This window comes from Aliiruegeria sabulilitoris (assembly GCF_001558155.1).
Lineage (GTDB): Bacteria > Pseudomonadota > Alphaproteobacteria > Rhodobacterales > Rhodobacteraceae > Tropicimonas > Tropicimonas sabulilitoris.
Window position 1 is genome coordinate 21,261 of the sequence record NZ_LOAS01000021.1, and the last position, 23,431, is coordinate 44,691.

General features: G+C 62.3%; 23 protein-coding genes. 2 read left to right on the top strand and 21 right to left on the bottom strand.

Annotated features, from left to right (window positions below; genetic code table 11):
• Positions 1-184: 184 nt before the first annotated feature.
• The 12 genes from AX756_RS16605 to AX756_RS16660 form a co-directional block, all read right to left on the bottom strand.
• Positions 185-970, bottom strand: coding sequence for an SDR family oxidoreductase (locus AX756_RS16605; protein ID WP_068314070.1), 786 nt, complete (start codon positions 968-970; stop codon positions 185-187).
• 16 nt (positions 971-986) lie between these two features.
• Entirely contained in the window at positions 987-1,982 is a 996-nt protein-coding gene (locus AX756_RS16610) for a calcium/sodium antiporter (RefSeq protein ID WP_068314073.1), read from the bottom strand.
• A 4-nt stretch (positions 1,983-1,986) separates the two neighbouring features.
• Complete coding sequence (locus tag AX756_RS16615) at positions 1,987-2,187, bottom strand: hypothetical protein (protein ID WP_068314076.1); 201 nt, start codon at positions 2,185-2,187, stop codon at positions 1,987-1,989.
• Positions 2,188-2,982 (bottom strand): S49 family peptidase, encoded by a 795-nt coding sequence (locus AX756_RS16620; RefSeq protein WP_068314079.1) that lies wholly within the window; start codon positions 2,980-2,982, stop codon positions 2,188-2,190.
• A gap of 108 nt (positions 2,983-3,090) precedes the next feature.
• A complete protein-coding gene (locus AX756_RS16625; protein WP_068314082.1) occupies positions 3,091-4,344 on the bottom strand; it encodes a glycerate kinase type-2 family protein in 1,254 nt (417 codons plus the stop codon).
• Between the two features lie 19 nt (positions 4,345-4,363).
• On the bottom strand, positions 4,364-5,416 hold the full coding sequence (locus AX756_RS16630; protein WP_068314085.1) for an ABC transporter ATP-binding protein: 1,053 nt from the start codon (positions 5,414-5,416) through the stop codon (positions 4,364-4,366).
• A 1-nt stretch (position 5,417) separates the two neighbouring features.
• Positions 5,418-6,677 (bottom strand): MGH1-like glycoside hydrolase domain-containing protein, encoded by a 1,260-nt coding sequence (locus AX756_RS16635; protein ID WP_068314088.1) that lies wholly within the window; start codon positions 6,675-6,677, stop codon positions 5,418-5,420.
• A 6-nt stretch (positions 6,678-6,683) separates the two neighbouring features.
• Positions 6,684-7,898: a carbohydrate ABC transporter permease gene (locus AX756_RS16640; RefSeq protein ID WP_068314091.1), complete on the bottom strand. Its 1,215-nt coding sequence runs from the start codon at positions 7,896-7,898 to the stop codon at positions 6,684-6,686.
• Position 7,899: 1 nt separating this feature from the next.
• Positions 7,900-9,147, bottom strand: coding sequence for a carbohydrate ABC transporter permease (locus AX756_RS16645; protein WP_068314094.1), 1,248 nt, complete (start codon positions 9,145-9,147; stop codon positions 7,900-7,902).
• A gap of 89 nt (positions 9,148-9,236) precedes the next feature.
• Positions 9,237-10,583 (bottom strand): ABC transporter substrate-binding protein, encoded by a 1,347-nt coding sequence (locus tag AX756_RS16650; RefSeq protein ID WP_068314097.1) that lies wholly within the window; start codon positions 10,581-10,583, stop codon positions 9,237-9,239.
• The gene (locus AX756_RS16655) at positions 10,583-11,704 is read right to left on the bottom strand and encodes a LacI family DNA-binding transcriptional regulator (RefSeq protein ID WP_068314100.1); all 1,122 of its coding nucleotides are present in this window, start codon (positions 11,702-11,704) and stop codon (positions 10,583-10,585) included. Before AX756_RS16655 ends, AX756_RS16650 begins: the two co-directional genes overlap by 1 nt.
• A gap of 435 nt (positions 11,705-12,139) precedes the next feature.
• Positions 12,140-12,517, bottom strand: a complete 378-nt coding sequence (locus AX756_RS16660; RefSeq protein WP_068314103.1) for an SHOCT domain-containing protein — start codon at positions 12,515-12,517, stop codon at positions 12,140-12,142.
• Positions 12,518-12,703: 186 nt separating this feature from the next.
• On the opposite strand from AX756_RS16660, the gene AX756_RS16665 reads away from it, so the two are divergent.
• Positions 12,704-13,102 (top strand): phage holin family protein, encoded by a 399-nt coding sequence (locus AX756_RS16665; RefSeq protein ID WP_068314107.1) that lies wholly within the window; start codon positions 12,704-12,706, stop codon positions 13,100-13,102.
• A 71-nt stretch (positions 13,103-13,173) separates the two neighbouring features.
• Here the strand turns inward: AX756_RS16665 and AX756_RS16670 are convergent, their stop codons facing one another.
• From AX756_RS16670 to AX756_RS16680, 3 genes are all read right to left on the bottom strand, one after another.
• A complete protein-coding gene (locus tag AX756_RS16670) occupies positions 13,174-13,734 on the bottom strand; it encodes a hypothetical protein (RefSeq protein ID WP_068314110.1) in 561 nt (186 codons plus the stop codon).
• A gap of 78 nt (positions 13,735-13,812) precedes the next feature.
• Positions 13,813-14,607 (bottom strand): tryptophan 2,3-dioxygenase, encoded by a 795-nt coding sequence (locus tag AX756_RS16675; protein WP_231701085.1) that lies wholly within the window; start codon positions 14,605-14,607, stop codon positions 13,813-13,815.
• A gap of 71 nt (positions 14,608-14,678) precedes the next feature.
• Positions 14,679-15,773: an ROK family transcriptional regulator gene (locus tag AX756_RS16680; RefSeq protein ID WP_231701086.1), complete on the bottom strand. Its 1,095-nt coding sequence runs from the start codon at positions 15,771-15,773 to the stop codon at positions 14,679-14,681.
• A gap of 370 nt (positions 15,774-16,143) precedes the next feature.
• Between AX756_RS16680 and AX756_RS16685 the strand changes: the two genes are divergently transcribed.
• The gene (locus AX756_RS16685; protein WP_068314116.1) at positions 16,144-16,761 is read left to right on the top strand and encodes a nucleoside/nucleotide kinase family protein; all 618 of its coding nucleotides are present in this window, start codon (positions 16,144-16,146) and stop codon (positions 16,759-16,761) included.
• Positions 16,762-16,779: 18 nt separating this feature from the next.
• On the opposite strand, the gene AX756_RS16690 is transcribed toward AX756_RS16685, so the two are convergent.
• From AX756_RS16690 to AX756_RS16715, 6 genes are all read right to left on the bottom strand, one after another.
• Complete coding sequence (locus AX756_RS16690) at positions 16,780-18,033, bottom strand: tryptophan 2,3-dioxygenase (RefSeq protein WP_156461535.1); 1,254 nt, start codon at positions 18,031-18,033, stop codon at positions 16,780-16,782.
• 279 nt (positions 18,034-18,312) lie between these two features.
• Entirely contained in the window at positions 18,313-19,266 is a 954-nt protein-coding gene (locus tag AX756_RS16695; protein ID WP_068314122.1) for an ABC transporter ATP-binding protein, read from the bottom strand.
• Positions 19,263-20,240: an ABC transporter ATP-binding protein gene (locus AX756_RS16700; protein WP_068314125.1), complete on the bottom strand. Its 978-nt coding sequence runs from the start codon at positions 20,238-20,240 to the stop codon at positions 19,263-19,265. The genes AX756_RS16695 and AX756_RS16700 overlap by 4 nt, the downstream gene beginning before the upstream one ends.
• Positions 20,241-20,244: 4 nt before the next feature.
• Positions 20,245-21,135, bottom strand: coding sequence for an ABC transporter permease subunit (locus AX756_RS16705; RefSeq protein WP_068314128.1), 891 nt, complete (start codon positions 21,133-21,135; stop codon positions 20,245-20,247).
• Position 21,136: 1 nt separating this feature from the next.
• The gene (locus AX756_RS16710; protein ID WP_068314131.1) at positions 21,137-22,144 is read right to left on the bottom strand and encodes an ABC transporter permease subunit; all 1,008 of its coding nucleotides are present in this window, start codon (positions 22,142-22,144) and stop codon (positions 21,137-21,139) included.
• Positions 22,144-23,235, bottom strand: a complete 1,092-nt coding sequence (locus tag AX756_RS16715; protein ID WP_068314134.1) for a M24 family metallopeptidase — start codon at positions 23,233-23,235, stop codon at positions 22,144-22,146. Before AX756_RS16715 ends, AX756_RS16710 begins: the two co-directional genes overlap by 1 nt.
• Between the last annotated feature and the right edge of the window lie 196 nt (positions 23,236-23,431).

Here is a 23,431-nt window from a genome sequence, read left to right on the forward strand (position 1 = left end):
CGATACCCCTGTTTTTCTAGGCAAATCGTTACCGTGCCTAAATTTTGTGCAGCAAATTACACCCTTGTTATTGAACGGTATTTTTTCGACCACTTGGCAAATACTTGAAAATCTTAAAAGATTTCTGACAGTTTTGTGATGGCGTTGCAGCAGGTGCATAAGTGACGTGACCTGCGATCAAGAATTATTCTGGAATTACAACATCCGCCGTCTTCCACGCGAGATGCTGACCACCATCCACGCAGAGCAACTGACCGCTGACCGAGGGCGCATCGATGAAATATCCGAGCGTGGCGCAGATATCTTCGGGGTTGGAACCACGTTCGAGTAGGCAGTTTGCCCGCTGCATTCGGAAGTTCTCCTCACTCTGCCGTTCGGCCGGCAAGGTCGGACCAGGGCCGATGGCATTAACCCGGATATGCGGCGCCAGATCGCGCGCGGCCGTCTGAGTGAAGGCCCACAGGCCCATCTTGGCGATTGTGTAGCTCATGAAGAGCGGCGTCAGCTTGCGAACGCGCTGGTCGAGGATATTGACCACAAGCGACTGCGAGAGCGCTTCGTGATGGTGGTCGCGGAAAGCGCGCGGCGCCTGGGCGGCAAACGCCTGGGTCAGAACGACCGGTGCGCGCAAGTTGGACTCGATATGCCGGTCCCAGCTCTCGCGCGTGGCGGTCTCCAGCGAATCCTCCTCGAAGATCGAGGCGTTGTTGACCAGCAGGTTGAACGCCCCGCCGAGCGCCTCGGAGGCAGCGGGCAGAAGCGCCTGCATCTCCGCCTCGCGCGTCAGGTCGGCCCGAAGCGCCACCGCCTTGCGCCCCATACGCTCGATTTCGGCGACAAGGTCCTCGGCATCATCGGCAGATCCATGATAGTGGATCGCCACATCATGGCCGCGCTCGGCCAGGTAGAGCGCCATGAAACGCCCCAGGCGCCGTGCCGCGCCCGTTACCAATGCACGTTTTTCGGTCATGAACGGACCCTCCTGCTCAGGCAATCACATGCAGAACATAGGCTATGTAAGCCGCGGTCAAGACAAAGCCGACAGGTCGCTTCATATCCCATTTGAAGAAGACAAACGGGATCAGGATCGCGGAGGAGAGGAACATGACCCAGATGTCGAACCGCAATGTCTGCGGATCGACCGGAATGTCGCCGACAAAGCTGGCGATACCGATGATCGCGAGCATGTTGAACAGGTTGGAGCCGATCACGTTGCCGATGGCGACCTCGGTCTGGCCGCGGATTGCCGCCATCACCGTCGTGGCGAGCTCGGGAAGCGAGGTTCCGAGCGCAACCAGCGTCAAGCCGATGACCGTCTCCGGCACGTCGAGATCATTGGCGATATTGACCGCAGCATCGACCAGCAGATCCGCGCCCAGTGGCAACCCTATCAGGCCCAGCCCGAGATAGACCCAGATCTTCCAGGTCGGAACGGAGTCATCCGCGCCTTCGATCTCCTCCTCCTCGCCCGCAATAGCCGAACAGGTCCCCGCCATTTCGGCTGCCGCGAACGCTGTCTTGCGCTCGCGTCGGTGAATGCGCGCGGTGCGCAGTGCGTCGCCCAGCATGAGCGCCAGTCCGAAGAGCAGGACCGAGCCATCGATCCAGTTAAAGAGATTGGTATAGGCAAGCCCGATGAAGACGAATGTTGCAAACAGCATCATCAGGTAGGTTTTTCGGGTGTCACAGCCCGAAGTATGCAGCCCCGTCAACAGCGCCGGTATGCCCAGCACCAAGAGGACGTTCGCGATGTTCGATCCGACCACGTTGCCCAGCGCAATACCCGCCGCGTCGTTCAGGATCGCCTTGACCGACACAAGCAGTTCCGGCGCAGAGGTCCCGAAGGCGACGATCGTCAGCGAGACCAGCAGCGCGGGCACCCCGGCCCGCAGCGCCAGGTTCACCGCACCTTTGACCAGGGCATCGCCCGCAAGAAGCAGGATGCTGAGTCCAAGGACCAGCAGCGCAATGTCGGTCAGCATTCAGCTAGCCCTTTCCGCAGGGGCACGGCCCCTTGCCGATGATGTAGTTCCCACAGGCCTTGCAGCGGCGCGGCTTGCCGGGGTTTTCGCTCTTCTTTTGGCTTTTCTTGTCGATGCGGCGCGCGCCACCCGGCCAGCGAAGTCGACCGAACATCGCGAGAACCGCGATACCAATCAGGAAAAATGTGACGATCTTGACCAGCACTCAGAGACCATATCTCGCCCAAAGGGCGCGTTCTTCCACTTCGGCGGCAACCGAGCTTGCCATCGACAGCCCAAATCGCCGCAACAAGCTGCGGCGCGGCCCGTGGTTTACAAATTTTACCAAATCACCGTAGCGCTCTTTCATCGTGGCGGCAAGATGGCCGACACCATCGGACAGCCCCATCTCGACGGAACGCTGCCCGATCCACACGTCTCCGGTGAAAAGGTCCAACTCCTTCGTCAGCCGGTCCCCGCGACGGGCCTGGACATGCGCAATGAAGTTGCGGTGGATCTCGTCCTGCAACACGCGCAGGCGTGTCACATCCTCTTCCTTTTCCGGGCGGAACGGATCGAGGAAGCTCTTGGACTGGCCAGCTGTATACACGCGCCGCTCCACGCCTATCCGTGAAATCGCCTCGTGCAACCCGAAAGACGCCGAAATCACGCCGATGGAGCCGACGATGGAATTGGCATCGACAATGATGTCATCGGCCGCGCAGGCCAGCCAATAGCCTCCAGATGCGGCCGCGTCCTCGACAAATGCCGTAACGGGAAGGTTTTTTTCCTCCGCGAGTCGGCGAATGCGCGCCGCGATCAGCGAAGATTGCGCGGGCGAGCCGCCGGGCGAATTGATCGCGAGCGCGACAGCCACGGGTTTGCCCTTGCGAAAGGCTCGCTCGATCATCTCGGCGGTCCCCGCATCGTTCAGGCCACGCGGGCCGGAAGCGATCATGCCATTGAGACGAATGACCGAGACCACCGGGGGCTTCTTGAGAAAGGGCACGAAACGCTTCATGCGCTCCCATGTAGGGCGCGAACCAGCCTGGAACAAGGCGTGAGGCGATATCCCTGCCCCCTGTTGCCAGCTTGCCCCCTGCGCTTGCTCGCGGCGCGGCAACGGCGTTCAGGCGGACGGAAGCACCAGTATCGCCCGAAAGTCGTTCACATTTGTAAGCGTCGGACCGGGCACCACTTGATCTTCCAGCCGCGCAAAGAAACTATGGGCGTCGTTCCGGGCCAGTGCTTCGGCCGGATCGCCCCCCAGTTCCAATGCCCGCGCCAGAGTTCGCGGCGTGACGACGGCGCCAGCCACCTCTGCCGCGCCATCAACGCCATCGGTATCGCAGGCAATCGCATAGATCCCCTCGGCACCGTCCAAAGCCTTGGCCAGCGCCAGCGCGTATTCCGCGTTCGGCCCGCCCACGCCATCGCCACGCCGCGTCACCGTCAACTCGCCGCCCGAGAGCAGCAGCACCGGCTTGGCGCCGCGCGCCGACAGCGCCGCCTTCGCGTGCTCTGCCGCCACGTCGCGTGCCTCGCCCTCGATGTCGTCCCCCAGCAGATGCACCTGGCAGCCGGCTGCGACCGCTTCCTTGACCGCGGCCGCAAGCGATTGGGACGGCGCGGCGATCACCCGGTTATCGGCCCTGGACAGCCTTTCGTCGCCCGGAGCCACAACGCCGGTTTCCCCCGAAAGCACGGCGTCAACCGAAGCCGGGATCTCGATCTTCCATTTCTCGATGATGCCACGTGCATCGGCCGCGGTGGTCGCGTCGCCAACCGTGGGACCGGAGCCGATAAAGGCCATGTCATCGCCCGGCACGTCGGAGATCATCAGCGAGAGCATTTTGGCCGGATAGGCCGCCGCGGCGAGCTGCCCGCCCTTGACGCGGGAGAGATGCTTGCGAAGAATGTTCATCTTGTCGATGGGTGCGCCGGAGGCGAGCAGCGCGGCATTGACTGCCTGCTTTTCCGCCAGCGTGATATCGCCCGCTGGCTGCACCAGAAGCGCCGAGGCACCGCCGGAGATCAGCGACAGCACGAAATCGCCCTCGCCCAACCCCTGCAGACGATGCAGCATGCGTGAGGTCGCAACCAGCCCGGCTTCGTCGGGGACGGGATGGGCCGCCTCGACGATCTCGATCCCCTCGCAGGGGCGTCCGTAGCCGTAGCGGGTGATGACCAGCCCCTCGCAAGGTCCCCAGACGCTTTCCACGGCCTCTGCCATGCGCGCCGACGCCTTGCCGGCGCCTATGACCACGACCCGCCCGTCGGGCTTTTCGGGAAGCACGCGCGGGATGACAGCCATGGGGTCGGCCACTTCGACGGCAATATCGAAGAGGCGGCGGAGGAAGCTGTCGGGGTCCTGTATTGGCATGGGGCTGGTCTCTCGATTTTTAGGCCGTTACGGCAAATCCGTCCGCATCGAAGAAGAGCTGCCATCTGTCATCGAAGATGATGCCCACCTTGTCGCCCGGCTTGTGCGGATCTTCGGAAGACCCCCGAACCGTGATCTGCCCGAGCGGCCCGCCATCGATGATGACATAGGTATCCGCACCGAGATACTCGACCAGGTCGACGACACCGTCGCAGGCGCCCTCGCCTGGTTCGCCGAGCGTGATGTGTTCGGGCCGTGCTCCGACGCTCACGGCTTTGCCGCCGAAGCCATACGCGCCGCCACGACCGCCTTCAAGGTGGAACCGGCCATCGCTGGTCGTGCAGGGCAGGATGTTCATCTTGGGCGAGCCGATGAACTGCGCCACGAAGAGGTTCGCGGGGTGCTCGTAGAGTTCTTTCGGCGTGCCGATCTGAGCGATCTTGCCGAATTCCAGCACCACGATCCGGTCGGCCAGTGTCATGGCCTCGATCTGGTCATGGGTGACGTAGATCATCGTGGTGTTGAGGTTCTGGCTCAGCTTGGCGATCTCGTAGCGCATCTCGACCCGCAACGCCGCGTCGAGATTGGAGAGCGGCTCGTCGAACAGGAACGCCGTCGGGTCGCGCACGATGGAGCGGCCGATGGCCACCCGCTGGCGTTGACCGCCCGAGAGGTCCTTGGGCCGGCGCTCAAGGTAGCTCTCCAGCTTCAGGATGCGGGCGGCCTCGGCCACCTTGGCGTCGACTTCGGATTTCGGCGCGCCAGCGGTCTTGAGGGAGAACCCCATGTTCTCGGCCACCGACATATGCGGGTAGAGCGCGTAGGATTGGAACACCATGGACAGGCCGCGCTTGGCGGGCGGATGATCGGTGACGTCCTTGCCATCGATTTCGAGGCTGCCCCGCGAGATCTCTTCTAGCCCGCCGATCATCCTGAGCAGCGTGGATTTTCCGCATCCCGAGGGGCCAACGAAGATGACGAACTCGCCATCATGGATTTCCAGGTCAACACCCTTGATGACCTGAACCTCGCCGTACCACTTTTCGACGGCCTTGAGCGTGATCGACCCCATGTCAGAAACCTCCCTTGGCTTGCGGGCTGGCAAAGGTAAGCCAGACGGCCGCGGTCCAGGTGAAATGTTGGCCGCCGGCGGGGGTGCCGTCGACGGGGCTGTGATATTCTGCAAATCCGTGATCGGCGATCACGGCGCGGGTTCCCAGGCGCACCTTCTCGGCAAGCTCGGTATGGCCCATCTCGGCCAGCCCGGCGCCAATCTGGCTGTTGGCCATGCACCAGAGGGGGCCGCGCCAATAACGGATATGGTCGAAACCGGGCGCTTCGGGATCAATCGAGGGCACCGGGTATTTCACCGCAGCCAGTATCCGTTCGAGATGCGGGATCATCCGCGTGTCGTCCATGCCGGCATACCAGCAATAGAAGGAGGCACAGGAGAGCGTGTTGGTGAATTCGCCCGCGCGCATGTTGATGCTGTCGTAGTAGCCCCCATCCGCGTTCCAGAACTTCTCGGCGCTTTCGACCATCGAGTCGATCCAGCCTTGAATCTCCGCGCCGTCCGGCTTGCCGAACTCTTGCGCGATCCAAAGAAGATCCCTGTGCGCGCGCAGGAGCATGAAATGCATCCCGGGATCGGCCACGCGAAGGGGGGATTTCTCGTTGATCGTGTCAATGTCCCAGCCACAATCGCGCGAGAAATAGAGCAGCGCGAGATACTGGTCATATTGCTGCTTGGTCGGCCGCATGTCGTTATTGACATGGCTGGTGTCTCGCCGCGTGTATTCGCCGACCATGGACGTATCGACATTGGCCATGGAGCTGTCCCAGTCGGGCGCATTGTCCCGCCCGGATTCCCACGGGTGGGTGACACAGCACAGACCGTCGGTGACCCGTGCCCGCATGAACCAGCGGTGCCAGTTCAGAAGCCCTTCGTAGAGACCTTCCAGCCGGGCGCGGCCCGCCGCCTTGTCGCTCTCGTAGACGGCGCGCGCCATGGTCGCGGCAATCGGCGGCTGGGAGATGCCGGAGGTCGGCGGCGTGTGCTCGACGCCCCAGACATCCGGGCCGGGGAAGTATTCCGGCACCTGGCGGTGGAAGATGATATGGGGCACCATCCCATCCTCCCATTGCGAGGCAAAGAGCGTTTCAAGCTCGACCCAGGCCCGATTGTTGTCGAAGGTAGAGAACCCCCAGGCCGCGAAGGCGCTGTCCCAGTTCCACTGGTAGGGGTAGAGGCCCGAGGTGGGCACGGTATAGCTGCCACGGTCGTTGTCCCGCAGGATCTGCCGGGCCTCTTCGTCTAGATGTTCGTAGGTCATTTACCGTTATCCCTTGACCGATCCGGCCGTGAGGCCCTTGGTCATGAATTTTTCGAGCCCGAGGAAGAGCACCATGATGGGAAGGGTGGCGATCACCGCACCGGCCATCAGGTGTTGTCGTGGCACCTCGGAGGAGTTGAGCGAGGCCACCCCGCGTGTCAGCGTGAACTTGGACGGGTCGTCCAGCAGCATGAAGGCCAGCAGGAACTCGTTCCAGGCGATCATGAAGACATAGAGCGAGACCGAGGCCAGCGCGGGCAGCGAAAGCGGCAGTGTGATCTTCCAGATCACGGCGAGCCGGGAGAGACCGTCCATCAGGCCGGCTTCTTCCACCTCGGCCGGCAACCCTCGGAAATAGCCCTGCAACATGTAGAGCGAGACCGGGATCGTGGTGACCGGGTAGATCAGGATAAGGCCGAAGAGCGAGTTGCGCAGCCCCGTCATCGAGAAGACGATATAGATGGGCAGGGCGACGACGATCATCGGCACCATGTAGATCAGCAGGATGGAGCGGGAGAAGGCCGCCGCGCCCTTGAAGCGCAACCGCGCCACCGCGTAGGCGCCCGGCACCGAGAAGAGCAGCGTCACGAAGACGGTGACCACGGAGATGAAGAAGGACGTCCACAGATAGGAGCCGAAGCCGAAATCGGTGAAAAGCTCCTGGTAGGATCGAAACAGGCCCCAGCCCTTGGAGAGGTCGAGCGTGAAGTCGAGCGGGTTCTGCAGGAGCGCCTGCTGGGATTTGAACGAGGTCATCACCATCACGTAGAAGGGGATGATGACGATGGCGGTGAAGAAGACATAGCCGAAGCCGGTGAGGAAGGAGATCACGACCCCCTCGAATTCGTGCCGGTTCATTTCCCCCATCGGATGTCCGCCGAGCATGGCACTGAGCGGCCAGCCGGCGCCGAAACCGACGAAGAGTGCGGTCAGAACCTTGTGAATGAAGGTCACACCCTCGCCGGTCAGCACCGGGCCGAGACCGACCAGCATCAGCGCGAAGGTGGCGAGCGCGCCACCGCCGATCAATGCCCATTTGTTGGTCACCCTGAACGCGGCCAGGCCGAGCCCCACGCCGACGATCAGCGTTCCGATCAGGCCGGGGCGGAAGGCGGCGCCGGTGATGAAGGACATCATGACGGCGACGGTGGTGACGATGACGAAGAGCCAGAGGAAACCGATGACCGGCCCCACGAGCTTTCCTTGACGAAGAGCTTTCATCTCAGAGACCCTCCTCACGGCTGATGAACTTGAAGAAGAAGATCGAGAACACGAGCAGGCAGCCGAACACGATCACCGCGACCGCTGCCCCTGCCCCGATATTCGAGACGGCGAAGGCCTGTTCGTAGACATTCACGGTGAGCGTCCGCGTGCCCGCGTTACCGCCCGTGAGCAGGAAGATGTCGTCGAACTTGTTGAAGGTCCAGATGAAGCGCAACAGGAAGACGACCGAGAGGATGCCGAGCAGCATGGGCATCGACAGGTACCAGAATTTCTGGAACGGCGAGGCGCCATCCATATCAGCGGCCTCGTACATGTCGGTGTCGATGGCCTGCAGACGCGCCAGGATGAACAGGAAGCTGAGCGGGAAGTAGCGCCAGATCTCGAAGACGATCACCATGATCAACGCCAGCGGCTTCTGGCCGAAAAAGTTGATGCCTTCCTCGGTCACGCCCATCCGGATCAGCAATTCGTTGGCCGAGCCCGAGGTCGGGTCGAACAGCGTCACCCAGGTGAAGGCCACGGCGATGACAGGGGCGACATAGGGAAAAAGGTAGAGGCCGCGCAGAATGCCCTGACCACGGAACTCGTGGTTCAGCAGAAGCGCCGCAAACAGGCCGACCACGATGGCCCCAATCGTGCCGAAAACCGTGTAGGCCAGCGTTACCCCGAAGACGCTCCAGAACTCAGAGCCGTCAAAGACGCGCTTGAAGTTGTCGAGCGTGAACTGGGCATTGGTCAGTATGAAATCGGCCTTGCCGGTCACGACCGGTTCGCTGTCCTTCGGATCGCCACCCCAGTCGAAATACTCCTGCCCGACTTCCACATCGATCTGGAAACGCTCGTTAAATTTCGGGTCGATGGTACCGAAGTCACAGTAGAAGGTCGTTCCGGTCTGCTCACAGGCTTCTGGGATTTCACCGGTGATCGTGACACCAACGGGCCATTCATCCTTGAGCGTGACGCCTTCGATGACCGCGTCCTGGCTCCGGTTGGACAGGCGGTATTCGATCGTCGCGGTATCGCCCGCGGCGGCAGGTTTTCCCTTGACGGATTCGCGCACGACCGGGACAGGCGGACGCAGGTCGGCAAGCTGAACCGGCTTGAAGGAAATCCAGAAAATCGACAGCAAAGGCAGGATGATGACCATCGCCACGCTGAATATCGTCGGGAACAGGAGTCCCCAGGCCAGACGCGCCTCGCGCTTTGCGAGCGGGCCTGTACCTTTTGGAGGTACTGCGGTTGTCATTTGGGTCTCCGCTGGTCGCCGGCGGGGAAATGGGCGAACCTGTGATGGAGGGGGTGGCCCCGGAGCGCATCCCCGGGGCCGTTTTCCGCTTACTGGATCTTGGCCAGTTCTTCGTTGAGCGTTGCAACTGTCGCGGCGGCATCACGCTCGCCATCGACATATTCACGCACCAGCCGGTTGAAGACCTGGGAGTTGATCATCTTGGAAGCCAGCGCCAGCTGCCCTTCCTTGACGCCCCAACGCTGGGCCACGTCCAGACCGCCCACGATCTCGCTGATCATTTCCGGCGCGTAGAGCTCGGAAAGCGGCGCCTTACGGTCCACACCCACGTCCAGCTTCGACCATGCCATGGTGAACTTCTCGGGATCTTCGGCCGTGCCCTTGCGGATCGGGAACTTCCCTTCCGGCGCGATGGAGAGCGTTTGGGTGTAGCCTTGGTCCATCGAGTACTTCACGAAGTCGATCGCAGCCTCGGTATCGGCGTCATTGGTGATGCCGAAATACCGGGTGTCGCCCCAGGCGGCGCCATCGGGGTTGGACGGACCGGCAAAGGTGGTGACGATACCGGTGAGCGAGGCCAGCTCCGGCGAGGTCGGGTCGTCATTGATGGTCGGCGGGGCGCTGTCGCGCAGGCCGGCCAACTCGTCGAGGATGAAAGGCGACCAGATGATCATCGCGGCCTGACCGGCGAAATACATCTCGCGGGACTGTTTCCAGAACAGCTCACCCTTGGGCGACGCCTCCACGAGCGCCTTGTAGAAATCCAGCACTTCGGTGGTCTTGGCCTCGTCCAGCTCGGCAAAGCCGCCATCACCCACCGGCGAGACACCGTTGGCGAGGAAGACATGCTCGAGCACCTGGCTCATGAAGCTCTCATCGACCTTGGTCGGGGCGACGAAGCCATACATCTCGGGCGGGTTGTGCAGTTTGCCAAGCGCGGCGACAACGGCGGCGTAGGTGGTGGGCGGCTCCAGCCCGGCCTCTTCGAACTTGTCCTTGCGGTAGACGATCATCTGCGTCCAGCCATCGACCGGAACGGCGGCCACACCGCCCTCATAGGCGACCATCTCCAGACCGCCGGGGGCAAAGGTGTCGTTGCCAAGCCCCTCCATGACCTCATTGGCGGCCTCGCCGTCGAGGATACCGGCTTCGGCCCAGGGCAGCACGTTGACCAGCGGCGTGTAGATCACGTCGGGCAGGTCGCCGGCGGCGAAGGCGGCGGTGGCGCGGGTTGCCAGATCTTTCTCGGTGACCGGGATCACCTCGACCTCCGTACCGGATTCGGCGGTAAAGGCCGCGGCCATCTCTTCCTGCTTGGCCAGGCGCTCGGGCTGCTCCTCGGTGGTCCAGAAGCGGATGGTATCCGCGTTGGCCGCGAGGCCGGACAGTAGCAGCGCAAGCGCCGTTCCGGTCAGCAGTTTGCTATTTATCGACATCAATTCCTCCCTTGGGATTTGAGATTTTTACGCACCCGGCGGGCGAGTTCCGCCGGGGACATGCTTGGTTGCCCGTGAGAGCCACGGGCGACAAACCTGGCTTGTGCCAGTTCACGCAGTTCCTCCGGGGCCTCTCCCCGGATCCTGCGAATGAGCAGTTCGGTCAGCCGAACCCCCGCCTGGCGCATATCGACCGAAAAGGTCGAGAGCGCTGGCGACAACATCCCACCTTCGAGCAGGCCATCGTAGGAAACGACCGAAACGTCGCTGCCAACCTTGAGCCCGAGGGATTCGGCGGCGGTGTAACCGCCGAAAGCGGCCCGGTCGGCGGAAAAGACAAGTGCGGTCGGCGGGTTTTCCAGTGTCAGCAATTCCCTGGCGGCGGCCTCGCCGGCCTCCGGGTTGAGCGCCCCCTGCCCGATCAGTTCCGGCGCGTCCGGCAAGCCGCACATGGCGAGCCCGGAGCGATACCCCCCCAGACGCAACTCGGAAAACGTGTAGCCGTCCCGTCCCGGAACGAAGCCGATCCGACGGTGCCCGAGACCGTAGAGGATGCACACGGCCTCCTCGATCGCCACTTCGCTCTCGATATCGTACCAGGCGCAGCCCTCCGGATTCCGAGTCCGGCCGAATAGGACGAAGGGGACGTGGTTCTTTTTCAGGAAATCGATACGCGGGTCGTCCATGTAGGTGCGTGGCAGGATGAACCCATCGGCCTTGTGCGCGCCGACGAGCCGGCCCAGAACCCGTTCAGTGTCCTCGTTGGAGGACGCCGTCGCCAGGGTCAGCGACCAATCCGCCTCGGAGGCCGCCTCGCTGATGCCGGCCAGGAAACTCGCAAGGAAGGGCCGGTGCCCATCGTGCTCGGTCGTCTGCAGGACAAGCCCCACGGAGCGCACGACACCGGTCCGGATTGCCTGCGCATGGCTCAGCGGGCTGTAGCCCATGGCCTCGGCCGCATGCTTCACCCGAAGCCGGGTGCTCTCGGAAATGTCGGGATACCCGTTGAGCGCCCGCGACACGGTCCCCTTGGCCAGGCCGAGTGACTCGGCGAGGTCGGTAATGGTGACGCGCTGACGTCGTCCCGGAACTTTCACCCTGCGCTGTGCCAAATCAATCATGTCTCGCTCCCTGCCCTTTACGAGACGCTCCGAAACCGGTTTCGGCAACAAAAAACTTATATCGGGCGGAAGATATTTTCCGATGCGGGGCGTTTTCTCGTTTCAAATCATGATTTTGCACCTGCAGAATACGGGGAAACCAACGGATTTCCGAAACCGATTTCCTTACAGATCAGCGGTTTGGCGATGCCCTTCGGAACTTCACGCATCGCATATCGTACCGGTCCGAAGCGACCGCTCAGGCCGGTTAAAACCCGCCGATAGGGATAGAAACGGCGTGCCCGCCCACGCCTTCACAACCGCCTGTCACGGTTCGGAACAGAACCGTCCGTGACCAGAACCGTGGTAACGGGGCGGCAAAACGAATCACGCCGCCGCCCCGGTATCTCGCGAACAGACTGCAGCCAGCGATGCGCAATGGCCGCAGAAGAAGCGTCAGCCGAGAAGCTTGGCTTTCTGGGCGGCGAATTCCTCCTCGGTAATCACGCCGTCGTTCTTCAGCTTGGCCAGTTTGTCCAACTCGTCTGCTGTCGAAACCGCGCCGGCCGCATCGCGGATATAGGCTTTCTGGGCTTCCTGAAGCTTTTCCGCCGCCGCGCGGGAGCGCTCCTGCATCGCGTCACCGCGAATGATCAGGTAAAGCAACACACCGAGCCAGGGCACGATGATCACTCCGAGCATCCAGAGCCCTTTGCCCATACCGTCGAGGTCGTCGCTGGAGAATATATCGCTGACCACGGCAATCAGCGTCCAGAACCAGGCTACAAGAAGGAAGATCAGAAAGATCGACCAGAAAATATGAAGGATGGGCATTATTCTCTCCTGTTGTACCGCCAGAATGGCGAGCCTCTCTACAGAGGCTTTTGGGCGGATATGACGGCCGCCTGACGAAACGATAAAGCCGAAGGCTTTTTCAACACAACGATTCCACCGAATTATTCCTTGGATTAAGGCATTTGGAGGTTACTATCGGCGACAAAAGGCCAACAGGAGGACCAGATGGTTCGGATGCTGATTAATATAGCCACGCATGTTCTGGCGAACGCGATTGGGCTTTTCGTCGCCAGCGTGGTGCTTGGTGAGTCGTTCAGCTTTACGGCGCAGGGATTCATCGTCGCGACGTTGCTGCTCTCCGTGGCCGTCGCTATTGCCGGGCCGGTCATCGAGAACATGTCCGAAAAGAGCCTGCCCGCGCTCAAGGGCGGCGTCGCGCTCGTCACCACCTTTGTCGGATTGTGGATCACCACGATTCTGGTTGGGGGGATGCAGATCACCGGTCTGAGCACCTGGCTGCTGGGCACCCTGATCGTCTGGGTCGCCACGATGATCGCCATCATGGTTTTGCCGATGTTCCTGCTCAAGAAATACGTCCAGAGCAAGACAGACGACAAGAAATAAAGGGCCGTACGGCTCTCAAACAAGAACGGCCAGCCCTGACGGCTGGCCGTTTTCGGTTAAGGTAGCCAGCGTCACTCGCTCGGCACGACAGCCACGGCAAGCGCCCGATCCACGGCAACGGCAATCCGGTCGCCTGCGGTTCTCGCGGCGGCAAAGGCGCGCATTTCCGGCGCAACGCCGACACGCTCTACCGTTCCATCCGCCAGCTTGATCACCGCGCTTTGAGTCAGCTCGTCATAGGACAGGAACTCGACCACGGTCGATCCGGAGCCGATCATCGCAGCGCCCGGCTTGTCACCTTCCGCGGCCGTTCCGACCATGACTTCACCGATCGCGGTGCCCGGATCGGCCGGGTCAGCCATGCCCACGGCAACGGACTCGTAATAGTCCATCGTCACCGTGTCACCGACTTCGAGTTCACCGAAATTCTTGACCTGCGGTCCTGCGCGGAACACCACGGCGGTGCCGCCATCGCGAACCTTGAACAGGCGATCTTCCGGGAAAATCGCCTCGACCGTCCCGGTCAGGCTGACGGTCTCGCTGCGCTCGGCAAAGCTCGTGTTGCCGGTAAATGTATCACATCCCGCAGCAAGCAGCAGCGAACAGGCGATCAATCCCACTTTCAGATTCATATTCAGCACCCTCCAAAATTTCCTTTTCCATGCCTTGCAGGTGCAACTGCCGCGCGCAAGCGTAAAGCTCGGGCGGGCTCACAGCACCGTGCGGACCTCCCAGAGCTCCGGGAACAGCACGACCTCGAGCATGCGTCTGAGATAGTGCACGCCGCTCGTGCCCCCTGTGCCCTCCTTGGCACCGATCACGCGTTCGACCGTGGTGACATGGTTGAACCGCCAGCAACGGAAACGATCCTCGATTTCGATCAATTGCTCGGCGAGATCATAGAGCTCCGCCTGGCCCTCACGGTCGCGATAGACCACTGCCCATGCATCGAGCACCGCCTGTTGCCGCTGATGGGCGCCGCCCGGCATCAGCACCTCGAGGGGGATTTCCGTCCCGATCCGCGCATTCAGCACGATCAGGCACTCCTGGTAGAGAGATGGGCGGGAAAGCTCTGCCTCCAGTTGCGCAACAGCTTCCGGCCAGTCGCGATGGGCACCGAGCATGTCGCGGTCCCGATTGCCAAGGGCGAATTCCAGCAGCCGGTACTGCCACGACTGGAACCCGGACGCCTCTCCCAGATCTCCGCGAAAGGACAGGAAATCGACCGGATCCAACTGCCGCAGCACCTCCCAGCTCTGAACAAGGTGCTCGAGAACCACCGCCACCCGTTTCAGCGACTTGAGCGCGCCGCGCAGGTTGCCTGCCTTCAGGCGGCTGCGGGCCGCATCGGTTTCGGCCAGAACGAGGCGGAACCACAATTCGCTCGTCTGGTGCTGGATGATGAACAGCAATTCGTCATGCCGGTCCGAAACCGGGGCCTGTGCCGACAGCAGCTTGTCCAGTTGCAGGTGACTTCCATAGGAAAAGTCTGATTTGTCGGCCATTTCCAGCATCCTGTTTCGCGGCGGATTCCGTCCTGCCTACCGGCGCCGGGCCACTGGATCAACGCTCCACGCTACCCGGTGTTGAGCATCGCGTTGAGATCGACAAGATAGCGGTCCGAAAGCGGCTGGCCGGCAGCGCCCAGTGCGCGACCATCCGGGCCAACGGTTCCCGGGCGGACCTGCGGCAACTCGATGCCGTTGAAGTCCAGATCGCGCAGCGCGGCATTGGTCCGCGAAACCAGACGCGCGCGTGTATCCTCCGGGATCCAGCCATCGATCAAGACCGTGTCGCAATCGACCACGCAGACCGAGGCGGCGATCGCATAGGCCAGACCGGCGCTGGCATCGCGAATCCATTGATCGACCACTTCCTTGTTTAAGTTCCATTCCCGCGGGTTGCCCCAGAGCGCAGCGCTCGCCGCGCCCTGATCGGACAGCATTCCCTCCAGAACCGAGAGCGAGGCGACGTCGACGAGTTGCAGATGCGCGCCCCCAAGCGCGGGGATCGGCAGGGAACCGAGGGCCGCGGCGTTGCCGGTGCGACCGACGAAAAGCTGCCCGTTCAACACCAGGCCTCCTCCGACGAAATAGCCGAAAAAGAAATGCAGGAAGCTCTGCGGCTTGGGCCCGGATCCAAACACCAGTTCGGCACCGCAAGCTGCGGTTGCGTCATTCTGAAGATAGACGGGAAAATCGAACATCTCGGACAACTCCTTCCGGATGTCCCGATTCTGCCACTCGCGGATTTCCTCGGCCGGAGCCCCGATGGACGCCGCCCAGTCCCACAGGCGAAACGGAATCGCGACACCAAGTCCTGCAATGCGAGCAGCCTGTTTGGGCGACAGTTTTCCTCGCAATTCCTCCACGGAAGACCGGGCGAAACCTATCACTTCCTCCGGAGTCGGATAGGCGTGGGCCATATGGGTCCGCCCGAGAATCTCACCAACGAAATTGACAAGCAACAGGTCGACCGAGCGCCGACCAACCTTCAGCCCGAAGAAATACGCACCATCAGGCGCGAGGCGCATCGGCACCGACGGCTGGCCAACCTTGCCACGAATGGCCTCGCCCCGTTCCAGCAGCCCCTCTTGCTCCAGCCCGCGCATGATGACGGAAACGCTCTGGGCGGACAGCCCGGTCACCCGAGCGATCTCTGCCTTCGGCATCGGCCCCGTGTTCCGTAGAAGCGCCAGGATGAGACGCTCGTTATGCGCACGCAAACCGCTCTGGTTTGACCCGCGCACGGAAGCGGCGGCTTCCCTGTTGGGTCTGCTGTCCCCTTCGCATGTCGTCACGGTGCACCCCCTGATCCAGAAGGGAACAATGAAAAGACGCATCTAGGCTGTCAACATGGAATGAATTTCCCTGGCCGCGAGCCGGGCCATTCAAGACGCCACTGGCGCGCATCATGCCTCATGTCCCCACAGCGGGATCTCCGGTAAATGCATAACGCCCACCGAATGGACAGATGGATCGCGACCGGCCCTTGCCGCTATCGCCCGGCCGCGGCTACGGTCTGCAAAGGAGAGGAAGGACATGAACCGAAAGCGTCTGCTTGAGCTTGCCGACCAGATTATCGGGGTTCAGCCGTCCGGACGGCGGAGCCTGATCGCGATTGCCGGCGCGCCGGCTTCGGGCAAGTCCCACCTCGCCCGGGATCTTGTCGATGAATTGAACAGCCGCGGTGCCGGCGCCGTGATCGTGCCCATGGACGGGTTCCATCTCGACAATGTCCTGCTTGAAACGCGCGGGCTCCTTGCCCGCAAGGGCGCACCGGAAACATTCGACGCCTTGGGTTTCATCCACGCAATGGAGCGCCTGAAGACGGAAGAGGAGGTCATCCTGCCGACCTTCGATCGCGACAGGGACCTCTCGGTTGCCGGTGCCATCGCCATCGGCCCGCAGGACCGCATCGCGGTGGTCGAGGGGAATTATCTCTGCTTCTCCGAAGCGCCATGGGATCGGCTCGCCGGGCTGTGGGATCTTTCCTGCTATCTCGACATACCCGAGACGATCCTGCTGGAGCGCCTCGTGCGCCGTTGGATCAATCATGACCACACCCCGGAGGAGGCCGAAGCCCGTGCGCGCGGGAACGACCTCGCAAATGCCCATCGCATCGCCGGGGCGGTCGGAAAAGTGGACAAGGTGATCTAGCGATCGGGAACCTGCCGTTCAGGACCGGGCAACGACCGTCTGAAACACCGGAATATCCTTTACCGAAGCGAGATATGGTACGCCCTCGGTATACCCGGTGCCGCCCTTTTCGCCGAGGAACCGCCGCGCCAATTGCAGATGTGCCTGCCGCCAGCGCAGCAACTGACCGGCGAAATGGCCCATTTCCGCTTCGATACCATCCAGAATGGGAGCGGAAAGGCAGCAGCGTTCCTTTGCCTGCGCAAAGGCATCTTCCAGCGTATGCTGGCCGTTCTGCACGGAGGCACGCACCGCCGGCACGGCGGCATAGGCAATCGAATTCAACCGCTCTGCATCCGGCCGCCGGCAGAGCGCCTCGACCTTCTTGTAGCCCGCCGACTGAATCGCGCTGGCGCCCTCGGTGAAGCGGCGGAAATCGTGGAATGCAGCCACCTGCATCGTACCGAGCAGAGGAAAGAGTCGCGCCGTCTCACGCAGGTAGGTGTTGGCCTGTTCCAGCTTTTGCAGCGCCCTTCCATCATCGGCATCCAGAGCCTGAATCGCACCATGCAGAAGCACCGCGATCCAGGCGAAATTCGCCTCGAAAGCCTGAAGGGTGCGCAGGAACATGTACTCGTCATGAACTACGTGAACCGGCAGGATGCTCAGCGCCATTCTCGTCCGGTCCTCATCGGACAACATCGCCTGCCGCCAATCGAGATACTCTTGAGGGTCGATCTTGCCGGGCAAGGCGTCGTTCTGCCAGCGCAGGCGCACGAGCGAGGGGCGCATCGCCGCCAGCACGCGCTGAACCCGCTTCCAGGCAAGCGCCGCATCGGGTCGCATCTGCGGCAGCCGGGTCTCCTGCCCTTGCAATGCGTGCCATTCAAACGCGACAAGGTCCCCCAGCAGGGCCAGCAGGGCCAAATCGCGTTGCCGCGCGACCTCGTCCGGGCTCAGGGCGACGGACTGGTGGCCGGGAAACTCCAGAAGTTCGAGCGCGCAATAGCTGGCGTAGTCGTAGCGGCCATCACGCTTGTCCAATGCGCAGTCGAGAAAAGCGCGCAGGCGCGGCGCGCGGGCAACCGGCCCATGGTCCTTGCGTACCCGATTCAGGCTGTCGGTCACCGGCTCCGGCACGAAATGCTTGCCGAGCCTTTGATACAGCGCAAGCACGGGCGCATAGGGGAAATCCGCGGCACAAGCAGCACCCTCCCAGGCTTCGAAGGCTTGGGAGAAGGCCGCCGTCTCGGCAAGCTCAGGTTGCATTTGTCCCGGTGGATTGGAATTCACCGAGTTCTCCCCAAATTTCCCGCAATGATCGGTATGACCCTGTTTGCGCTACCCAACCAGTTTTAGGCAGGCCCGCGCCCCCGAGCAACCATTTCACTCGATGCCGAGCGGATTTCGCCACGCAGGAAGGCCGCGCCTACCAGATGAGCCCTTTGCGGGGGCCGTCACAAGAGAGCAGATGTCGTTGGAAGTGGCGAACGGAGGACTCTGCCCTCCGCGCACTTTTCAAGCGCTGCCCCCGGGATATTCCCGGAAAAAGGAATAGACCGACGGCGCGGCCTACTCCGGGAAATGGCAAGCGGCGCGATGGGGGCCCTGATCCAGTTCGGGCCGTTCCGTGCGACATTTGTCCGTTGCCTTCCAGCAGCGGGGGCTGAAGGGGCAGCCGGGGGGGATGTTGACCGGCGAGGGCAACTCGCCCGTAAGCTTGATCCGTTGCTTGCGTAGGGTCGGGTCGGCCATTGGCGTCGCGGAGAGCAGCGCCTTGGTATAGGGGTGGCGCTGATGTTCGAAGAGCGCCTCCTTGGTGGCGACTTCCACCGGGCGGCCGAGATACATCACGATCACGTCGTCGGCGATATGCTTCACGACAGACAGGTCGTGGCTGATGAAGAGATAGGCCAGCCCAAGGCGTTCCTGCAGGTCCACCAGCAGGTTGAGGATCTGGGACTGGATCGAGAGGTCCAGCGCGGAGACCGGCTCGTCGAGCACCAGCACCTTGGGTTCCAGCATCAAAGCGCGGCCGACCGCGATACGCTGGCGCTGGCCGCCGGAGAACATGTGCGGGTACCGGTCGTAATGCTCGGGGCGCAGACCCACCAGTTCCAGCATCTCCCGCGCCCGGCGCGTACGTTCGGCAGACGGCATCTCGGGGTGGTTGATGATCAGCGGCTCTTCGAGGATCTGGCCACAGCGTTGGCGCGGGTTGAGCGATCCATAGGGGTCCTGGAAAACGATCTGAACGGTTGTGCGCAGTTCGTCATGGTTCGCGGCGGTCGCCTTTTTGCCATCAAGAACGAAAGAACCGGCAGCCGGTTCCTCGATCATGGTGATGCAGCGTGCGAGCGTGGACTTGCCGCAGCCGGATTCCCCCACCACGGCCAGTGTCTTGCCCGGTTCAAGGCTGAAGGAGGCGCCGGTCAGGGCGCGCACGATGCGGTCCTTGCCGAACATGCCGCCCTTGAGGACGTATTCCTGCGTCAGGTTCTCGGCGACGAGGACGGGTTCGCTCATGCCTCTTCCTCCGCATTGAGATTGATGGGCGTGTGGCAGCGGGCAAAACCGATCTCGGGCCCGCCAACGGGTGGCGGCGTCGAGTGGCAGAGATCCGTCGCCATCGAGCAACGGGGCGAGAACATGCAGCCATTTGGCCGGTCGAACTGCCCCGGTACGACGCCGGGAATGGTCGGCAGGTGCTTGGTTGTCGCGCGCTCGGGGAGCGCGGCCAGCAACGCCGCAGTGTAGGGGTGATGCGGGCGTGTAAAGAGCGCCGTCACCTCCTGTTGTTCGCATTTCTGTCCGGCATATTGCACCGAGACCTGCTGCGCCGTTTCGGCGACCACGCCCATGTCATGGGTGATGAGCACGAGCGCCATGCCGGTCTCTTCCTGCAGGCTCGTCAGCAATTCGAGGATCTGCGCCTGGATGGTCACATCGAGCGCGGTGGTCGGCTCGTCGGCGATCAGCATCTTGGGCTTGCAGGCAATCGCCATGGCGATCATCACCCGCTGGTTCATGCCGCCCGACATCTGGTGCGGGAAGCTGCCGAGACGCGTTTCCGGCGCCGGGATACCGACCTGTTCAAACAGCTCGATGGCGCGGGCATGGCGCGCCTTTCGGTCCATGCCGAGATGGATGCGCAGCGCTTCCTTGATCTGGAAGCCAACCGTGTAGCACGGGTTGAGCGAGGTCATCGGCTCCTGGAAGATCATCGACATGTCCTTGCCGACGATCTTGCGCCGCTGCTTCGGCGTGATCTGGTTCAGGTCGTTTCCGTCGAATTTCATCACGTCCGATGTGATGGTCGCCGTCCAGGGCAGCAGCCCCATCATGGCGAGGAAGGCCACGGACTTGCCGGAGCCGGATTCCCCCACGATTGCGGTGATGTCGCCGGGGTTGAGCGTCAGGTCGAACCCATCCACGGCGCGGAAGCGGCCCGAGGTGGTTTCAAACTCGACGGAGAGGTTGCGGACTTCAAGCAGGGACATGTCGTCAGCTCCTCTTCAGCTTGGGATCGAGCGCATCGCGCAGACCGTCGCCCATCAAGTTGATGGCGAGCACCGTGATCAGGATGGCAAGACCGGGGAAGGTAACGACCCACCAGGCACGCAGGATGAACTCCCGCGCCTCGGCGAGCATGGTGCCCCATTCCGGTGTGGGCGGCTGCGCACCCATGCCGAGGAAGCCAAGGGCGGCCACGTCGAGAATGGCGTTGGAGAAGCTCAACGCCGCCTGCACGATGATCGGCGCGAGGCAGTTGGGCAGCACGGTGATGAACATCATCCGGAAGCGGCCCGCACCGGCCACCTTGGCCGAGGTCACGTAATCCTTGTGGCGTTCCGAGATCACGGCGGCCCGCGTCAGGCGCACGTAATGCGGCTGAAGCACGATGGCGATGGCGATGACGGCATTCATCAGCGACGGGCCCAGCACGGCAACCAGCACGAGGGCCAACAGCAGCGAGGGGAAGGCCAAGATCACGTCCATGAGGCGCATGATGATCGTGTCGAGCCATTTCGGGGCGAAACCGGCCAGAAGGCCAATGGAAATGCCGCCCGTCGTGGAGATGACGACGACGACAACGCCCACGAAGAAGGAGAAGCGCGCACCGTGGATCAGGCGCGAGGCGAGGTCACGTCCGAGCGCGTCGGTTCCGAGCACGAAATCCCAACTGCCGCCTTCCTGCCAGGCCGGCGGTTGAAGGAAATGCTCGCGGAATTGCTCGGTGGGGTCATAGGGCGCAAGCCACGGCGCGAAGACCGCGACGAAGAAGACGCCGAGGAAGACGTAGAGCCCGATGACGGCCCCCCGGTTTTCCCGGAAATAGTACCAGAATTCCTTAAGGCGGCCGGGACGTTCGATGGATTGGGTTGTCTCGACCATGTCAGGATTTCCGGATCTTCGGGTTGATGAGGCCGTAGAGCACATCAACGGTAAGGTTCACGACCATCACCATGACGGCGATGAGCATCAGGCCGCCCTGTACGACGGGGTAGTCGCGGCGATAGATCGAATCGACCATCCACTTGCCGATGCCCGGCCAGGAGAAGATCGTCTCGGTCAGGATCGCGCCGGCCAGCAGCGTGCCAACCAACAGGCCGATCACGGTGATGACCGGGATCAGCGCGTTGCGCAATGCGTGGACATAGGTGATCCGCGACGGCGGCAGGCCCTTGGCGCGGGCGGTACGGATGTAATCCTCGCCCAACACCTCGAGCATGGCAGAGCGGGTCTGTCGCGCGATAACGGCCAGCGGGATTGTGGCCAACACGATCGTCGGCAGGATCAGGTGGCTGGCGGCGGATTTGAAAGCACCGGCCTGTCCCGAGAGCAAGCTGTCGATCAGCATGAAACCGGTCACGTCGTCAAAGAAGAACATCAGCGAGATCCGTCCCGAGACCGGCGTCCAGCCGAGCCAGCCTGAGAAGACGATGATCATCAGCAGCGCCCACCAGAAGATCGGCATCGAGTAGCCAACCAGAGCCGAGGACATCAGCGCCCGGTCAAAGAACTTGCCCCGGTTGATCGCCGCGATGATGCCCGCCGGGATACCAAGCAGGATCGCCAGCGTGATGGCGCAGAGCGACAGCTCCAGCGTTGCCGGGAAGAGGGCGAAGAACTCGTCGAACACGGGCTTCTTGGTGACGAAGCTGGTGCCGAGATCGCCCTGCAGCACGCCGGTCATGTAATCCCAGTATTGCGAGAAGATCGGCTGGTCGAAGCCGAACTGCGCGCGCAACTCGGCATAGCGTTCCTCGCTCATGCCGCGCTCGCCGGCCATGACGATGATCGGATCGCCCGGCAGCACGCGGATGAAGGAGAAGGAGATGAGAGTCACGCCGATGAAAGTCGGGATGAACGTCAACAGGCGGGACAGAAGGAAATTCAGCATTATCCTATTACCGTAAGGTTCTTGGGATAGGTGGTGAGAGAGCGGCACCCGGTGTCGGTGACAAGCACGTCGTCCTCGATACGCACCCCGATAGACCCGGCGCGGTATAGCCCCGGTTCGATGGTAAACACCATACCGGAGTCGAGTTTTTCGGGATTTCCACGCATGACTTGCGGCGCTTCATGCACCGCACGGCCGAGTCCGTGGCCGGTCTTGTGGCGGATCAGATCCGCGAATTTGGAGTTTTCCAGTACCGTGGTGCAGGCGTCATCCACCTCATGGGCCGTAACGCCGGCGCGGGTAACCTCGTGCCCTCTGAGATTGGCCGCCAGCACCGTCTGGTAAAGCTCGGCCGCCTCTTCCGGCGCGTGTCCGACAAAGAAAGTGCGGGTGATGTCCGCGTTCAAACCGCCGAATTTCGCTCCAAAATCAAACAGAAGCGCATCGCCGGGCTGGATGGCGTAATCGGCGCGCGAATGGGCGTGCGGCTTGGCCGAATTGTCGCCCGCCGCCACGATCGGGCCGAATGCATGTTCCTCGGCGCCATTGCGAAACAGCGCCATGGTCAACAGGTTTTCAACCTGGCGCTCGGTCTGGCCGGCGCGGACCTGTGCCACCGTCTCGGACAGCGCGGTCTCGGAAATCCGGATTGCTTCTTCAAGGATCGAAATTTCCTCGGGCGTCTTCACCAGCCGCAAGCCGGAAATCTCGCGTTCGGCATCGACGATTTCAAGCCCCGGATTCGCAGAGGCCAGCGCCTGGTGCACGAAAACGCGCATCACCTGCCCTTCCACGGCGAGCCGCCTCAGCGGCAAATGCCCGGCCAGCGCCTCGAAGGCCCCCGAATAGCCAACCTGGTCGCGCCAGTCGAAGACCACGCCTTCAAAACCGAGCGGCTCGAAGCTTTTCAGTTCCAGATTGGGCACGACAGCGGCCGGCGCCCCCTCGACGGGAACGACGATGACCAGCGGCCGTTCATGGCTGTGAAACGACTTGTTGTAGAGCCGTTCGAAATTCGGCCCTGGCACCAGGGCGATGGCGTCAACACCAAGTTGCCGAGCCGTTTGGCGAAGCGCGGAGTAGCGGTCCATTATGGCAAACCTTGTTGAATAGTGAGCAAAAAGCGGAAAGGCGTCCGATTTGCGGCTCCCGAGGGCCGAAAAAGACCTTCCGGGAGAACATCGTGCCTCCGGGGAAGAGCTCGAAGAGCTCCAGGGGCGGCGCCCCCGTCTACATCGGCCATCCCGTCGCCCCGGTTGGGCAAAGAAAGAACCGGGGCGTTTCCGC

Coding starts and splice junctions, on each gene's coding strand:
- AX756_RS16605 (WP_068314070.1), bottom strand. CDS start 970: ATGACCGAAAAACGTGCATTGGTAACGGGCGCGGCACGGCGCCTGGGG.
- AX756_RS16610 (WP_068314073.1), bottom strand. CDS start 1,982: ATGCTGACCGACATTGCGCTGCTGGTCCTTGGACTCAGCATCCTGCTT.
- AX756_RS16620 (WP_068314079.1), bottom strand. CDS start 2,982: ATGAAGCGTTTCGTGCCCTTTCTCAAGAAGCCCCCGGTGGTCTCGGTC.
- AX756_RS16625 (WP_068314082.1), bottom strand. CDS start 4,344: ATGCCAATACAGGACCCCGACAGCTTCCTCCGCCGCCTCTTCGATATT.
- AX756_RS16630 (WP_068314085.1), bottom strand. CDS start 5,416: ATGGGGTCGATCACGCTCAAGGCCGTCGAAAAGTGGTACGGCGAGGTT.
- AX756_RS16635 (WP_068314088.1), bottom strand. CDS start 6,677: ATGACCTACGAACATCTAGACGAAGAGGCCCGGCAGATCCTGCGGGAC.
- AX756_RS16640 (WP_068314091.1), bottom strand. CDS start 7,898: ATGAAAGCTCTTCGTCAAGGAAAGCTCGTGGGGCCGGTCATCGGTTTC.
- AX756_RS16645 (WP_068314094.1), bottom strand. CDS start 9,147: ATGACAACCGCAGTACCTCCAAAAGGTACAGGCCCGCTCGCAAAGCGC.
- AX756_RS16650 (WP_068314097.1), bottom strand. CDS start 10,583: ATGTCGATAAATAGCAAACTGCTGACCGGAACGGCGCTTGCGCTGCTA.
- AX756_RS16655 (WP_068314100.1), bottom strand. CDS start 11,704: ATGATTGATTTGGCACAGCGCAGGGTGAAAGTTCCGGGACGACGTCAG.
- AX756_RS16660 (WP_068314103.1), bottom strand. CDS start 12,517: ATGCCCATCCTTCATATTTTCTGGTCGATCTTTCTGATCTTCCTTCTT.
- AX756_RS16665 (WP_068314107.1), top strand. CDS start 12,704: ATGGTTCGGATGCTGATTAATATAGCCACGCATGTTCTGGCGAACGCG.
- AX756_RS16670 (WP_068314110.1), bottom strand. CDS start 13,734: ATGAATCTGAAAGTGGGATTGATCGCCTGTTCGCTGCTGCTTGCTGCG.
- AX756_RS16675 (WP_231701085.1), bottom strand. CDS start 14,607: ATGGCCGACAAATCAGACTTTTCCTATGGAAGTCACCTGCAACTGGAC.
- AX756_RS16680 (WP_231701086.1), bottom strand. CDS start 15,773: ATGCCGAAGGCAGAGATCGCTCGGGTGACCGGGCTGTCCGCCCAGAGC.
- AX756_RS16685 (WP_068314116.1), top strand. CDS start 16,144: ATGAACCGAAAGCGTCTGCTTGAGCTTGCCGACCAGATTATCGGGGTT.
- AX756_RS16695 (WP_068314122.1), bottom strand. CDS start 19,266: ATGAGCGAACCCGTCCTCGTCGCCGAGAACCTGACGCAGGAATACGTC.
- AX756_RS16700 (WP_068314125.1), bottom strand. CDS start 20,240: ATGTCCCTGCTTGAAGTCCGCAACCTCTCCGTCGAGTTTGAAACCACC.
- AX756_RS16705 (WP_068314128.1), bottom strand. CDS start 21,135: ATGGTCGAGACAACCCAATCCATCGAACGTCCCGGCCGCCTTAAGGAA.
- AX756_RS16710 (WP_068314131.1), bottom strand. CDS start 22,144: ATGCTGAATTTCCTTCTGTCCCGCCTGTTGACGTTCATCCCGACTTTC.
- AX756_RS16715 (WP_068314134.1), bottom strand. CDS start 23,235: ATGGACCGCTACTCCGCGCTTCGCCAAACGGCTCGGCAACTTGGTGTT.